General features: G+C 37.5%; 10 protein-coding genes. 3 read left to right on the top strand and 7 right to left on the bottom strand.

Going from position 1 to position 14,807, the window contains the following annotated elements; genetic code table 11:
* Positions 1-378: 378 nt before the first annotated feature.
* Entirely contained in the window at positions 379-3,696 is a 3,318-nt protein-coding gene (locus tag FYJ25_RS08735) for an AAA family ATPase (protein ID WP_154581070.1), read from the bottom strand.
* Positions 3,697-4,896 (bottom strand): metallophosphoesterase family protein, encoded by a 1,200-nt coding sequence (locus FYJ25_RS08730; RefSeq protein ID WP_154581069.1) that lies wholly within the window; start codon positions 4,894-4,896, stop codon positions 3,697-3,699. It abuts the gene before it with no gap.
* Positions 4,897-5,161: 265 nt separating this feature from the next.
* Between FYJ25_RS08730 and FYJ25_RS08725 the strand changes: the two genes are divergently transcribed.
* The gene (locus tag FYJ25_RS08725) at positions 5,162-6,109 is read left to right on the top strand and encodes a DMT family transporter (RefSeq protein WP_330578320.1); all 948 of its coding nucleotides are present in this window, start codon (positions 5,162-5,164) and stop codon (positions 6,107-6,109) included.
* Here the strand turns inward: FYJ25_RS08725 and cyaB are convergent.
* Together cyaB and FYJ25_RS08715 are read right to left on the bottom strand one after the other, a co-directional pair.
* Complete coding sequence (cyaB, locus tag FYJ25_RS08720) at positions 6,057-6,617, bottom strand: class IV adenylate cyclase (protein WP_096239559.1); 561 nt, start codon at positions 6,615-6,617, stop codon at positions 6,057-6,059. The genes FYJ25_RS08725 and cyaB overlap by 53 nt on opposite strands.
* Before the next feature lie 139 nt (positions 6,618-6,756).
* A complete protein-coding gene (locus FYJ25_RS08715; protein WP_096239560.1) occupies positions 6,757-7,566 on the bottom strand; it encodes a hypothetical protein in 810 nt (269 codons plus the stop codon).
* Positions 7,567-7,807: 241 nt separating this feature from the next.
* On the opposite strand from FYJ25_RS08715, the gene FYJ25_RS08710 reads away from it, so the two are divergent.
* Positions 7,808-8,521 carry an IMP cyclohydrolase gene (locus FYJ25_RS08710; protein ID WP_021908156.1) on the top strand — a complete coding sequence of 238 codons (714 nt, stop codon included), beginning with the start codon at positions 7,808-7,810 and terminating at the stop codon, positions 8,519-8,521.
* 258 nt (positions 8,522-8,779) lie between these two features.
* Entirely contained in the window at positions 8,780-9,955 is a 1,176-nt protein-coding gene (locus FYJ25_RS08705) for a phosphoribosylaminoimidazolecarboxamide formyltransferase (protein WP_021908157.1), read from the top strand.
* A gap of 618 nt (positions 9,956-10,573) precedes the next feature.
* On the opposite strand, the gene FYJ25_RS08700 is transcribed toward FYJ25_RS08705, so the two are convergent.
* The 3 genes from FYJ25_RS08700 to FYJ25_RS08690 all read right to left on the bottom strand — a co-directional run bounded on the left by FYJ25_RS08700 (position 10,574) and on the right by FYJ25_RS08690 (position 14,343).
* Entirely contained in the window at positions 10,574-11,761 is a 1,188-nt protein-coding gene (locus tag FYJ25_RS08700) for a right-handed parallel beta-helix repeat-containing protein (RefSeq protein WP_167513798.1), read from the bottom strand.
* A 45-nt stretch (positions 11,762-11,806) separates the two neighbouring features.
* A complete protein-coding gene (gene aroA, locus FYJ25_RS08695) occupies positions 11,807-13,108 on the bottom strand; it encodes a 3-phosphoshikimate 1-carboxyvinyltransferase (protein ID WP_154581067.1) in 1,302 nt (433 codons plus the stop codon).
* Positions 13,109-13,239: 131 nt separating this feature from the next.
* Positions 13,240-14,343, bottom strand: a complete 1,104-nt coding sequence (locus FYJ25_RS08690; RefSeq protein WP_021908160.1) for a prephenate dehydrogenase — start codon at positions 14,341-14,343, stop codon at positions 13,240-13,242.
* Positions 14,344-14,807: the final 464 nt, after the last annotated feature.

Raw genomic sequence — 14,807 nt, 5'->3', positions numbered from 1 at the left:
ACGCTCCGAAGCCGCATCTGGGATATGGTATTGTTTCTTTTTTCTGTCTACTCTAAATCCGTAGTTGGTGAGACGGGGGATTGCCCAGAAGGCTATGGATTCTTGGGAAATTAAAGTTTAAAGGATTGACTCATTTCTTCTGGGTGTTTCCATTTGATATAGAAAGCGTAGAATTTTGGGGAACCCCCTTATTTTTTTACACAAAATCCTGATTTCCTCTGTGGCCAAAGAACAGAAAACCAGAAACTTTATATAAAATAAAATATGATGTCGGAGCAAGTAAAAATGCCAGTCAGGCATTTTCTACGCCGCGACTATCTTCACATTTTATTTTATATAAAGTTTTGGTTTTCGTTTCTTTAGTCCATTAAATCAGGATTAGGAATATTCTAATGTAATCTGGCTGCCTTTTTGTGATAGATCTGATGGAGTGACAAGGAGCTTTACGGGAACTCTTGTCTGAATGGCCTCTACATGACTGATGATGCCAATACTTCTCTTTTTGGATTGAAGCTGTTCTAAACTATTCATAACAGTGTCTAACAGATCGTCATCTAAACTTCCGAATCCCTCATCTAAGAAGAAAAATTCAAGTGGTGCAGCTCCATTAAGCTGGATGGAGGAAGAAAGCGCTAATGCTAATGCGAGGGATGTAATAAACATTTCTCCGCCGGAAAGAGTATCGGAAGGGCGTATGGCACCGCCGTTCTTATTATCCCGTATAATAAATTCAGCGGATTCGTTAATTTCGAGAGTGTAGTTTCCACCAGATATCTTTGAGAGAATGACGGAAGCTTCTCTGGCGATATAGGCAAGCTTTGCCTGGGCCACATATTCAATGAAAGCGTTTCCCTTGAAAAGCTGTTCTAATTCTTTTATCATATCTTTTTTATGTGTTTCTTTTTCCCATTGTTCTTCTAATTTTTGCTTTTCAGTGAGTCTTTCTGTCATCTCCTGAATCTGATGGTCTAAAAGGAGAAGGGAAGAAGTTAGAGTATTAATTTGGTTTCTGGCAGAGTCCCGTTCTTCTTTTTGTCTGCGCCAGTCTTCTTCTTCAATATGACGATTTCCAAGCTTATTTTTTAAATAAAGAATTTGTTCTTCGGTTTTTCTTGCAGAAGTATAGTAGGTGTCAATTTCGTTGTGAAGTTGATTTATTTGTATTTCTTCCATGTAGTAACATTCAGGCTGTTCCTCTTCTTTAAAACCGAGCATATTTTTTTGGTTTTGATAAAGCTGCGTCATTTGCTTTAAATGTGTATGTGAAGAAGCGGCAGTGCTTTCGCAGGAGCCAAGTTCTTCTCGTTTTTGCTGCAGTTCTTTTTGTTTGTTTTGGTAGACTTTTTCTGCTTTGGAAAAACAAGTTTTGATATTTTCCTGTTTTTCTTTGACCTTATTTAATGCCAGAGGAAAATCCATATCGAAAGAGAACTGTTTTGGAATTTTTTCGGTTTGTTCTGCAATTACTTTTTTGCAGTTATCAATGGTTGCAGTGAGGGATGAACTTTCATTTTCTAAAGATATAATCTGGGAAGAAAGACTATCTTTCTCAGAAAGGAGGATTTCTAAAGAAAGGCGTTTTTCTTTTAAAGCTTTTTCTTGTTTTTGATGATGTTCTTCCCTATTTCGAAGGTTTTTAAGAGCAATAGAAAAATTTTCGATGTTATTTTCTTTTCGAAGAGAAAATATTTTTTCTACATAGTTTTGGAGGGTAGCGTGCTGTTCTTTCAGGAGTGTGTTCTGCTCTGTATACTGGTTTTCCTGCTGTTGAAGGTGTCCTTTTGCCTGTAAATATTCAGCATGCTGTCTGGAAATGGCAGAATAATCCGGTACGATAGGGGGATTATTCGGAGTTTTTTTCTGTAGATCAGGGGCAGAAATCATATCAGAGAGATCGTTTTGGGTAGTGATTTCCAGAGCCTCTTTTAGATTTGGGAGTTGTGTATTTAGAGAGGCAAATTCTTTTTCAATCTGCATGATTCTATTCTGCAATTGCTGTATATTTTTTTCTAGATTTTTTTGCGTTTCTTCTAGATCTTTCAACGAAAATGGGGAGGATTCTGTTGGCAGATCATGTTTTTCATAAGGAATACCGCAGACGGGACAGACCACACCTTCTTGTAATTCTTCACGTAAAAGCTGAGCCATATGATTTTGCTGCAATAATTTTTGCTGCTGCTTGTTTTGAGTTTCTTTCTCTCTAAAATCAGTTAATTTTTCAGTAAGATCAGAATGTTGTTTTTCTAAATAAGAAAGTCGGTGGGAAAGTTGTATATAGCTGTATTCTAATTGCCTTTTTTTTAGAGTAAAGGCTTCTTTTTCTGTTATAATCTTTGCTTTTAAGTCAGATAAAACCTCTGAATTTGTTGTATAATTCTGATGCTTTTCCCGATAGTTTTCTTCCATGATATTGCCCTTTTCTAAAAGAGCTTTTTTTTCAGCAGTAACTTTGTCTGCATCTAGTTCCGCTTCTATGTTTTCAATCTGTTTTCGCATGTCTTCTTCTTTTTTTAATTGGCTTTGCTGCTTTTCTTTTAAAGGAGACAATGTTTTTAAAAGTTCCTGGTTTTGTCTTTCGTAATCTTTTTGTGATTTAGACCAGGATTGTATTGTGTTGATAGTGGATAGAGAGTTTTCTAATAATTGCTCTTCTTTTTGAAGGGCAGGGAGAGTTTCTTTTTGTGATAGATGGACTTCATCATATGCTTTTTTTGCTGCTTCAAAAGCAATGTGAAGAGAATCTACTTCTTTTTGAATATGCTGCAATCTTTTTTCTGCTTCTTCACAAATGCTTTTTGTCTGTGAGACCTGATCAGAAAAAGAACGAAGCTGATTGGCTTTTTTTGCAGTATCAAGCTGCTTTTCCTTTTGTTTTATGGAAGAAAGTTTCTTTTCATTTTCTTTTTTTTGTTCTTCTAGGGGAGAGAGTTCCTGCTGTAAGGAGAAAAGTTCATTTGTTTCTTCAAAGTTTTTTTCTAAAACAGTGAGCTGTTCAGAGAGAGTGGCGCACTGTTTGGTATTTTCTTTTTTTTCTTTTTTCAATGAAGAAAGCTTCTGGGAAGAGATATCTTCATATCCCTTTTTTTCTCCGGAAAGAGTACTTAAAAGTAAATCTTGTTTTTGCCTTGCGCGGGCAATTTTACCGGTAAGTTCTATTCCATATTTTTCAAGGTGAAAAATACGCTGAAGCATAATGCGTCGTTCTTTGTTTTTCAGACGGAGAAATTCACTGAACTGTCCTTGCGGAAGAACGACCGTCCTCATAAAGTCTTCGCTTGTAAGTCCAAGAAGACGGATACATTCATTTGTAACTTCTGTAGGTTTGTCAGCTAAAACAGTTTCAGTATCTCCCTCATACAAGATAAGACGTCCGGTTGTATTTCTTACTGTAGAAGCGCTATTTCCTGTGTGATAGCGAAAAGAACGTTCTGCTAAGTATTTGCGTGTCTTGTCTGTTGTGATGGAAAAAAGAAAGGAAACGTTAGCCTTTTTTTCGTTGGTATTGATAAAGTTTTTAGTATCGCGGGGGAGTTTCGCATATAAGGCAAGAGTCATCGCATCTAAAATGCTGGACTTTCCGCTTCCGGTAGGACCAAAAATTCCGAAAAGTCCCTGCGAAGTCAGTGTTTCAAAATCAATGATCTGTTCTTCTCGGTAACTATTAATACCAGTCAGTTTTAATTGAAGTGGTCTCATTTAGTTCTCCTCCATAATCTGCATCAAAAGAGCGAGTGTCTCTTCTCCGATATCAACCTGAAATCTTTTCCGGTAAAAATTTTTAACAAGTTCATCAAATGGCTGTTCTCTAATATCAGAGGCGGAAAAGTCATCAGAGGCATTCTCTGGTAAAACAGGAGTAATCGATAGAATGTCTGTTTTTAATGTCTTCATTTTTTTGATATCTTCTTCGTGAATATAGTGGTCGGTCTTAATCTCAAGGTATACCCAGCAGTCCCGCTCTTTATTTTCTTCGCATTTTTCAATCGCTTCTTCAATGTTTTCACAATGCCATATTTCGATTGGTTTATATACAGGAAGCGGCAGTTCATGAATAACGCAGGGAGAACCGGCACGAAGTTCTACGGAGATAACCTGTTTATGAAAAGAAGTTTCCTTAATATTAAAAGGAAGTGGAGAGCCGCTGTATCTTGCATTTGGACAGCCGGGAACCTTCTGTGGTTTATGGACGTGTCCAAGAGCGATATAGTCTGCTGTCTCAGGAAAGATATCTCCTCCGACCATATAGCTTCCGCCAAGCTGTATACTTCGTTCGGAACCATCTTCAATGCTGTCCATTACAAAGAGATGGCTTGCGATAAGATGTATGGAATCTTTATGAAAATGTTCTTTAAGAGAAGAGAAGAGTGCAGACATTTTTTCTCCATATGAAGAGGCTTTCTGTGTTTCATCGTCTGTTTCATTAAGATATACTTCATTCAATCTTTTTTCACTTGGAAAAGGAACAAGAAGCATATCAACTTCTTCATTATTTATAATTGCGTGAAAATATCCCGGGGCACTTTCTGTAATTTCGTGTTGGCCATATATCCCGGGAGTGATTATGGAATTTGGGGTGCCGGCCATAACAATGCCATGATCTCGTGCGAGTGGTCCAGAGGCAGTCAGGCGGTCAGGATTATCATGATTTCCGGAAATCACAACCGTCATACAGCTGCCATTTCTTGAAAGTTGTTTTAATGTATCATAAAAAAGCTGTTCCGCTATGGCAGACGGATTATAATTATCATAAATATCTCCGGCAATAATAATCATATCTGCTTGTTCATCTTCACATATTTTTATAAAGTCTTTTAAAAACTGCCGTTGTTCCTCTAAGCGGGTGTAACCTTCGATATTTTTTCCAAGATGCCAGTCGGCAGTGTGGATTAACTTCATAAGTTAATCACCTCCTTTATCATGTTCCGCGGGTTTCAAAGTCAAACACCCCCTATCGTACAGGCACGAACGGAGTTTTGACCTTTTGACCCTGACATCATTGTATAGTATCTTATTTTTAAATGCAAGAATACAGAACAAAGTTTCTTAGGAGAAATGAATTTGACAGACGATGGATAGCTAGTATAGAATAGAACAGCAAAATCAAATGTTAAAGGATTGCGATAATTTTGTAAAATATGTGATAAAACAGGAGGAAAGTAATTTGAAAGAACAATGGATGCAAAAGACAGGCGTTGTATGGTTTTTAGCTATGATATGCTGTCTGCTTTGGGGAAGTGCATTTCCCTGTATAAAAATAGGATACAAGATGTTTCATATTGCATCAGCAGATGCTTCATCACAGCTTTTGTTTGCAGGATGCCGATTTTTTCTTGCCGGTTTTCTTGTGCTTTTGCTTGGGACTTCCGGAAAGTATAAATTAAAAAAGATGGAAATTCCCATGGCAATGATACTGGCAGTTTTTCAGACAATATTACAATATGTATTCTTTTATATGGGACTGGCTCATGCAACAGGAGTAAAGTCTTCAATTATTAACGGAGCGAATTCCTTTCTGGTTATTTTAATTGCCAGCCTTATATTTCATCAGGAAAAGCTGACCGGACCGAAAATTATTGGCTGTGTTATTGGTTTTGCCGGAGTGATTCTTGTTAATCTTGGTGGCGGAGGATTAGATATGAGCTTTCACTGGAATGGAGAATTTTTCATACTTGTTTCCACAGTGTCCGCTGCGTGTTCTTCTGCATTTATTAAAAAGTTTTCTACAAAAGCAAACCCGGTTCTCCTTAGCGGCTGGCAGTTTATGATGGGTGGTACAGTGCTTATCGTTATGGGAAAAATAATGGGTGGAAAACTTCGTTTTGAGGGAATCGAACCATTGTTCCTGTTGCTGTATATGGCTTGTATTTCAGCGGTAGCTTATACAATCTGGTCTTTACTTTTGAAATATAATCCGCCCTCAAGAATTGCAGTATTTGGCTTTATGAATCCGGTGTTTGGTGTAATGCTATCAGCTCTTTTATTAAAAGAAAAAGGCCAGGCATTTTCATTAGCTGGCCTGACCTCATTAGTTCTTGTATGTATAGGAATTTATATTGTTAATCGGGAGAACCCTTTGAAAGAAGCATCGCCAGATAAGATTTCCGCGTAGTTTCTCTCAGGCTGCTGCCCATATCTAAGAGAAGTGCCTCGATGCTTTGCAGGGCATTTTCTTTTTCTTCCAGAGTGTTTACGAGAATTTCCAGTTCCAAAAAAGAACCAAGCCCCTCTACCTGGTCTACGCAGGCAGTCATCATTCCTTTATGGTAATACTGACGGAGCTTCGTAACCGGATAGAGTCTTTTGTAACCAAGGGAGATAAGAATCTCCCTTGTAGTTTCTGCATCGTCTATGCGGGTTTCCAATTCTTTTCTTGTTGTGGAAACAGTATCAAGCTTCGCCCCTTTATAGGTGAGGAAAGAAGCTGTTTCTCTTGTGTTAAAGTTATCGCATGTTCGTATGCGAAGTGCTTCGTCTGTTTTCATAAAATCATGAAAATCGCTGGTAAAATAAAAATCCGATTCTTTCACCAGATTGCCGGGTTTAAATCCAAACTCTGTTAACGTCCGTTCCGTTACAGATCTTCGGAACAGAGGAAGTTTAATTTCTACTTCAATCATAAATGTTACTCCATGGTTTGTGATGTATCCTTCTTGTTTTTCTTAAAAATCTTAAAAATAGTACAGAAAAATTCCAGGCGTACACAGGTTATTAAATGTGAATAAAAAGATTCTTTGTTAGTTCTATTCCTTCTTTGTTTTATTTATTTGTAAAAAGAAGGTTCTGTCCTTTATAAGACAGAGTAAGAGAGTTGTTTTCTGCATGAATTTTCATGGTGCATTTTGAAAAACCATTCGGTAAATCTTTAAAAACAGCAGGAAGATTCATAGAATCATCTTTGTACGTATAAAAAGTAAATTCATTATCCCTGCTTGAAAGATAGAAAAAATTAGTAACAAAAGCAGGTTCATTTTCAGTAGCAGCTTTCTCATCAAGAGAATGAAGTTCCATGTAATTATCATATAAACTTAATTTGTATCGGTTTGTATCGGTTGTAAAGTCTTCTTTGCTGTACCATACGTCATTTTCTGTAAGATTTAAGAGTGGTCCCGTAGTATTTGCAGAATCAGACTGTGTCCCTTCCTTATATTTTTTAAAAAGATAGCTGACATTATCATAGGTTAATACAAGGATATTTTCAGAAGGCATCGTATAAGAAAGCGTACTGCCTGAACCAAGATCATCCCATCCGGAAGGCAATCCTACAGCAGTTTCACTTCCGGTATTTAAAGAAAACTTTGATGAATCAGCAGAAAGACCTCCACTTAGGCAGGTTTTATTCTGTGTGATATCTTTCAGCGTAAACTGTCCCTCTTTATCTATGGAAAAGCTCAGATAATCACAGTTATAACTATCGTCTCTTCCTAAAGCATTCCCAACTCCATTCCACGTTCCAACCAGTTTGATGCCATCTTTACCGAGGTTCCCCGAAACCTTATTGCTACAGCCTGTAGCAGTAAGTGCAAAAAGTAAAAAGGTGGTGAAAAGTAATAAAAAATTTTTCTTCATAATAGGTCCTTTCTGTGCGTAGTAGACACACATTTATGTGATACGTCTTAGCTTTTGTAAAAAAGACGTACTTTATTCTACCACATATCAGGCACAAGTAGGGAAAATATCTAAATCTTTTTTAATATCTTTCTTATAATTCGAAAGGTCTGACAGTTGCGTTTGTCAGTATCTTATTGTATTATATTTTATAAATAGATTTTATTAAAAATGTTTTAGATTCAAAGGAGGAGCTTGATTCATGAAAATGATTTCAATCGAAAAAGAACTGAAAGAGAATTCTTATCCGGGAAGAGGAATTATTGTCGGACGTTCCGAAGACGGAAAAAAGGCAGCAATTGCTTATTTTATTATGGGAAGAAGTTCGAACAGCCGTAACCGTATTTTTGTGGAAGACGGGGAAGGTATTCGTACACAGGCATTTGATCCGTCAAAGTTAGAAGATCCAAGCCTTATTATCTATGCGCCAGTGAGAGTGCTTGGTAATAAAACAATCGTGACAAACGGGGATCAGACAGACACCATTTATGAAGGAATGGATAAACAGCTTACATTCGAGCAGTCTTTACGTTCCAGAGAATTTGAGCCGGACGGACCAAACTATACTCCTAGAATTTCAGCAGTTCTTCATTTGGAAAAGGGCAAATTCAATTATGCAATGTCTATTTTAAAGAGCAATAACGGTAATCCGGAAAGCTGTAATCGCTACACATTTGCATATAGTGATGTTCCGGCAGGAGAGGGTCATTTCATTTCCACTTATATGCATGATGGTAATCCTTTACCAAGCTTTGAAGGAGAGCCAAAGTGGATGGCAATTCCAGATGATATGGATGCATTTGCAGATACTCTCTGGAACAGTTTGAATGAAGAGAATAAAGTTTCTTTATTTGTACGTTATATTGACATTGCAACAGGAAAATATGAATCTAAAATTATTAATAAAAATAAGTAATTATTGAAGACAAGTAATTATTGAAGACAAGTAATTAGTGCGAATAAAAAGTAATTATTTAAAAACATATTGCAAAGTTGCAGATTAAAATTATACAGATACGCATTTGCAATTCTGGACTAAAATATAGAAAAATTTTAAAATATGCAAATGGAGGCGTGCAGGTTACTTTTTGATATTTCAAACACGCTCTAAATATGCAATAAGAATAACCGAAATCACAAAGTCAGAACATAAACTAAAAGAGGTAAAATAAGAATGAAAGAATTAGAGTTAAAATATGGATGTAACCCAAATCAGAAACCATCCCGGATTTATATGGAAGAGGGGGAACTCCCTATTCAGGTACTGAACGGAAAACCAGGTTATATTAACTTTTTAGATGCTTTTAATGGCTGGCAGCTTGTAAGCGAATTAAAAAAAGCAACGGGGCTTCCTGCTGCAACTTCTTTTAAACATGTATCTCCAGCCGGAGCAGCAGTAGGTCTTCCTCTTAGCGATACACTGGCTAAAATCTACTGGGTAGATGACCTTGGAGAATTATCTCCTCTTGCCTGTGCTTATGCAAGAGCCAGAGGAGCGGACCGTATGTCTTCCTACGGTGATTTTATCGCATTATCCGATGTATGTGATGTTTCTACAGCCAACATGATCAAAAGAGAAGTATCTGACGGTGTGATCGCTCCAGGATATGAACCAGAAGCACTTGAGATTTTAAAATCTAAAAAAAGAGGGAACTACAATGTAATTCAGATCGATCCAGCCTACATTCCGGCACCGATCGAGAAAAAACAGGTATTTGGAATCACTTTCGAGCAGGGAAGAAATGAATTAAATATCGATGATAAGTTCTTTGATAATATCGTTACAGAGAATAAAGAACTGACAGAAGAAGCGAAGAGAGATTTGGCTATTTCCATGATTACTTTAAAATATACACAGTCTAACTCTGTATGTTATGTAAAAGATGGACAGGCGATTGGTATTGGAGCAGGTCAGCAGTCCAGAATCCACTGTACACGTCTTGCAGGACAGAAAGCAGATAACTGGTGGCTTAGACAGTCCCCTCAGGTAATGGGACTTCAGTTCAAAGATGAGATTCGTCGTGCAGATAGAGACAATGCGATCGACATCTACATGGGAGATGAATACATGGATGTACTCGCAGACGGTGTATGGGAAAATACTTTCAAAGTAAAACCGGAAGTATTTACAAGAGAAGAAAAGAGAGCATGGCTTGATAAACTTACAGATGTAGCATTAGGCTCTGATGCTTTCTTCCCGTTTGGTGATAATATCGAACGTGCACATAAGAGTGGTGTAAAATACATTGCACAGCCAGGAGGATCTATCCGCGATGACAATGTAATCGAAACATGTGATAAATACGGAATCGAAATGTCATTCACAGGAATTCGCTTATTCCACCACTAAAATATGAATCTGTAGATTTCGTACAGACGAAAAAAGAAATACTGCCATATCCCATCTGCTCTGTAGTCGCTGCGTTTAAGATGCTCAACTGCATCTTAAACACGCTCCGAAGCCGCATCTGGGATATGGCAGTATTTCTTTTTTCTGGCTATCTAAATCCACAGTTTGTAAGGGTGGGGAATCTCCAGAAGGTTATGGATTCTTGGGGAGTTAAAGTCTAAAGGGTTGACGCATTTCTTCTGGAGGTTTCCATTTGAATAGAAAGTGTAGATTTTTGGAGAATCCCCTTGTGTTTTGAGGGAAAATAGAGCGTTTAGCACGACGGAGTAAAATCAAGCTTATAAAAATTCTCTTTTCTTTACTGTACATTTCTTACAATTTGAATGTCAATCCTTTTGAATTTGATTTCTCGGAAAGTTATAACCTTTTGGAGAATCCCCATTCTCATCAACTGTAGATTTAGAGTAATCAGAAAAAAGAAAAATCAGCCTATCCCAGATGTGGCTTGGGAGCGTGTTTAAGATGCGGACGAGCATCTTAAATACAGCGACTACAGAGCAGATGGGATAGGCTGGTTTTTCTTTTTTCGTCTACACGAAATCTACAAATCAGGAGTTGTTACCATTTTTTTGTTTTGTTTTTTGAAACCTGCTTTTTCTTTGCAGAAATCACGCGGATAGCATTTCTTTTACCGCTTCTGGCATAGGCTCTATTTTTCTTAACGATTACTTTTCCGAATTTTTTTGATGTATGGGAGAATATAAAGATTCCCTGTCTGCCGCCTTTTACGATATTGTTTTCAATGACAACTTTATTTTTAATGCTTGTTTTTGGAGAAGAACCTTTCTGATAAGCAACAGCGAGTCCTACGGAGTAGGAATTACGTTTTAAAGGTGTTTTTGTTGTTACGCGGCAATTTTTTACTGTGGCGCTTTTTGTATTAAAAAGTGCGAGTGCTTCTGCAGACTTTCCAGTAATATTGCAATTCTCTATTGTGATATTAGAGTGATAGTTTCCAGCTTTTCGATATTTTGATTCACTACCTGGAAAACTTGCGCAGATGCCCCTTGCTCCGCTAACAGTACAGTTCGTTACGCTGATATTTTTGCTTGGGGTGCCGTTACAGAGTTTTGGGCTTAAACGGTAAAGACCGGGAGCTGTTTTTGGTGTGGCAAGGTCAATCTGGAGCTGTTCTTCTACACATTTTTTTGGACATTTACCCTGTGGGATTAATTTACATCCATTAATAGAAACACCGTTGCATGCGATCAATTCAATACCATGTCCGGTGTAATTGCAATAGACGGTAGCATCATTGATAGAAATATCAGAAGCATAGGAAATTCGCATCATTGTTCCTTTTAATCCAGAGGAAGATGAATTTTTCCATACACCTCCGTTAATGGTAAGGTTTTTAAAATTATTATAGGATGCTGCAGTTGGGTCGTTTATAATTACGCCGCTTCCGGATGTGATCGTATGGTTTCCGGCATTGATTGTTGTGTTGTTGCCCGGGCGTAAATAGGTATCGATGGAAATATCATTGTTGATATTAATTATTTTAGGTTTATCGTTGCTGATTAAATGATTTAAAGCCCGGCGATTTCCGGCAGCACTTCCTGTTGGAATGAAATCATAAATTGCAGGAGAGTCTTGATAAGCGATTACCTTATGCTGGTAAGTTATTTTTTTTCGAGAAGCTTTTTTTGCATTTTTGGCATAAGCAGTGTTTCCACAGAAACAAAATAATCCTGTAATGATAGTAAGAGTGAAAGTGATAAATAATAGTTGTTTAATTTTTTTCATAAATTTCTCCATATTTTATAACGTATTCTCAAAATCTTTCTGTGATTAATTTTGTGAAAAAAGCTGTTCTAATTGTGTGAAAAATCCCGGATAGGACACATCGACACAATCGGAATCAGTGATGATAGTTTCTCCGTCTGCGTTAAGTCCTGCAACGGCAAACGTCATTGCGATACGGTGATCCATAGAACAATTAATGTTTGTGCCGTAAAGTACAGGGATTGTATTATTACTGCGGCTATTGATAATAAAGCCATCTTCTGTATCTATGATATCAGCACCCATAGCACCTAAGTTTTCCGTCATAATAGCGATACGGTCAGATTCTTTTACACGAAGTTCGTGTGCATCTTTGATAATGGTCTGCCCCTTTGCAAAACATGCCATAAGGGCAATGACAGGAAGTTCGTCGATAAGAGCAGGGATAATATCTCCTTCTACAATTGTTCCTCGAAGGCTGCTTGTTTTTACAAGAAGATCAGCAACTGGTTCCCCGCCCTCTTCTCTGGCATTTAATAATGTGATATCAGCGCCCATATCCTGGCATACTTTCAAAATTCCAGCACGCGTGTCATTGATACCGACATTATTTATTGTGATTTCAGAATTTGGCGTAATCAGGGCGGCTACAATAAAGAAAGCGGCAGAAGAAATATCGCCGGGAACTTCGATATGCTGTCCATGCAAAGTTTCAGGTGGAGTAATGGTGCAAGTGTTTTTATCTGATACGATATTGGCTCCAAAAGAACGAAGCATACGTTCTGTGTGATCTCTGGAAAGTGCCGGCTCAGTCACGCTTGTTTTTCCATTAGCATACAGTCCAGCAAGCAGTACACAGGATTTTACCTGAGCAGAAGCAACAGGTGAATCATAGTGAATGGCGTTTAGAGAACGGCCTTTGATGGAAAGTGGTGCACAGCCAGTATCGTGAATACTTGTAATATCAGCGCCCATCATAGAAAGAGGTTTCATGATCCGTCCCATAGGGCGGGAATTTAAAGAAGCATCGCCGCTTAAAACAGTATCAAAGTTCTGACCGGCAAGGATTCCGGAAATAAGACGGGTTGTTGTGCCGCTATTTCCGACATCTAAAGTTTCTTCCGGTTTGTGAAGACCATGAAGCCCCTTTCCATGAACATAAATCGTGTCTTCTTTTTCTTCAATAGAAATTCCCATTTTGCGAAAACAGTCAATAGTAGAAAGACAATCAGCTCCTTTTAAAAATCCATGGATGGTAGTTGTTCCTTCTGCAAGTGAGCCAAACATAATGGCTCTGTGGCTGATGGATTTATCTCCGGGAACACGAAGAGTTCCTTTAAGGCCGGTAATTCTTGTTATTTTTTTCATAAATAAATCCTCACTTTATGTAAATTTATCTCAGTCGAGAAGGCTCCCACCTATTTCAGGTGGTGAGTGACAGCGACTCGACTTGAAAAATAGTCATGTACATGTTTTGTAATAAAAATATGTAATATAAATCAGCGAATATGTACAATATAATTTCTTTCTTCTAACACCTGCGCTCCTTTTTGGCAGGATTCCTCATCGTAAAGAACAATTTCTAAAACACCTTCTTCAAATTCTCGATTGTATATGATACCGATATTTTTTAGGCTGATGCTGTTGAAAGCAAGCAGAGAAGCAACCGTAGCGATCGTACCTGGCTGGTCTGGAATATGTACATAAAGTTTATGTACTTTATCAAACAAACCAATGGAATGGTCGGGTACAGAATTTCGATATTCACCGGCTTCTTTAAAATATTCATTGACATATGCGCCATTCTTATTGTCAAGCTGATCAATAACTTCCTGAAGATCATGAATCATAGAGGTAAGTAAAGTTCTTATATTGGAAGAATTATTTTCACAAATCTGTTCCCACATAACCGGGGAAGAAGAAGCAATTCGTGTGATATCCTTAAAACCTCCGGCAGCAAGCTGCTTTAACATACCATTGTTCCGGTCTGCACGCCGGACAAGATGTACGAGTTCTGCGGCAACAATATGCGGTACATGGCTGATTGCGGCTGTGATAAAATCGTGTTCTTCCGGTTTTAAAGAAACGGCTAATGCGCCTAATCCCTGAATAAAGGAAGAAAACTTTGTTGTAAGTTGAAACAGTGTACGCTCACTTGGTGTCAGAAAATAGTATGCATTTTCAAGAAGATGATCATTGGCATAAGCATATCCGGATTTTTCAGAGCCAACCATCGGATGGCCACCAATAAAGTTTGTTTCCATATCAAGTTCTTTGATGGCAGTCTGAATTGGTTCCTTTACACTTCCGACATCGGTAAGCAGACAGTTTTCGGAAACAATATCTTTTAATTCTTTTAAATATTCAATATTATTTGAAACCGGTGCACAGAGAAAGATAATGTCACAGGAAGAAAATGTTGAATCAAGTGTTTCAAAGTATTGATTTAAAGTACCATCTTCTTTAGCTGCTTTAAGAGAGTCGGTATTTGTATCGAATCCATAAATAATGCTATCTGGATGTATTCTTCGTATTGTTTTGGCGATAGAGCCACCGATTAGTCCAAGGCCGATAAAGCCGATTGTCATATGATTTGCGTTCATAATTGAAGCCTCCAAGTGATGTAAGTTAATGTAAGTTTTAGAGCATCACGAATGTTCAAGAATGCCGGGGCATTTTTGAACATCTGATACCGTAGAATAGTAAATAATACGATGCTCTCAACGGTATTTATTGTACATGGAAAAAGGAAACGTGTCAACACTTTTCAGCGTTAAAGCAAAATCGGGAAAAGAAGGGAAAATTGTTTGAACTATTTAGAAAACAGGTTGATTTTTCTATGTTTTATTCTAGAAGAGGAGGATAAGATGTGTTGGAGAGAGGAATATAGTAGTAAGATTTTCTATGAATTTAAATGAATTCAAAAAAATGTGTCAAAATGCCAAAAATGCTCTTGTAAAATGATGAGTTTTTTAGTAAAATAGTCATGTGAGATTCTTGATGCAAGAATAATTATTCATTAATTTTACAAAAATAAAGCTGAAAATCTCGCAAATATGATTAAACA

It is taken from the genome of Anaerobutyricum soehngenii, from assembly GCF_009697165.1.
In the GTDB taxonomy this organism is placed as follows: domain Bacteria; phylum Bacillota; class Clostridia; order Lachnospirales; family Lachnospiraceae; genus Anaerobutyricum; species Anaerobutyricum soehngenii.
The sequence above is the reverse complement of the archived record's forward strand: the minus strand, read 5'-3'. Positions and strand labels throughout refer to the sequence as shown.

Excerpts from the sequence above, each read along its gene's own strand:
- FYJ25_RS08700 (WP_167513798.1), bottom strand. The coding sequence starts at position 11,761 with ATGAAAAAAATTAAACAACTATTATTTATCACTTTCACTCTTACTATC.
- FYJ25_RS08735 (WP_154581070.1), bottom strand. The coding sequence starts at position 3,696 with ATGAGACCACTTCAATTAAAACTGACTGGTATTAATAGTTACCGAGAA.
- aroA (WP_154581067.1), bottom strand. The coding sequence starts at position 13,108 with ATGAAAAAAATAACAAGAATTACCGGCCTTAAAGGAACTCTTCGTGTT.
- FYJ25_RS08705 (WP_021908157.1), top strand. The coding sequence starts at position 8,780 with ATGAAAGAATTAGAGTTAAAATATGGATGTAACCCAAATCAGAAACCA.
- FYJ25_RS08730 (WP_154581069.1), bottom strand. The coding sequence starts at position 4,896 with ATGAAGTTAATCCACACTGCCGACTGGCATCTTGGAAAAAATATCGAA.
- cyaB (WP_096239559.1), bottom strand. The coding sequence starts at position 6,617 with ATGATTGAAGTAGAAATTAAACTTCCTCTGTTCCGAAGATCTGTAACG.
- FYJ25_RS08710 (WP_021908156.1), top strand. The coding sequence starts at position 7,808 with ATGAAAATGATTTCAATCGAAAAAGAACTGAAAGAGAATTCTTATCCG.
- FYJ25_RS08690 (WP_021908160.1), bottom strand. The coding sequence starts at position 14,343 with ATGAACGCAAATCATATGACAATCGGCTTTATCGGCCTTGGACTAATC.
- FYJ25_RS08715 (WP_096239560.1), bottom strand. The coding sequence starts at position 7,566 with ATGAAGAAAAATTTTTTATTACTTTTCACCACCTTTTTACTTTTTGCA.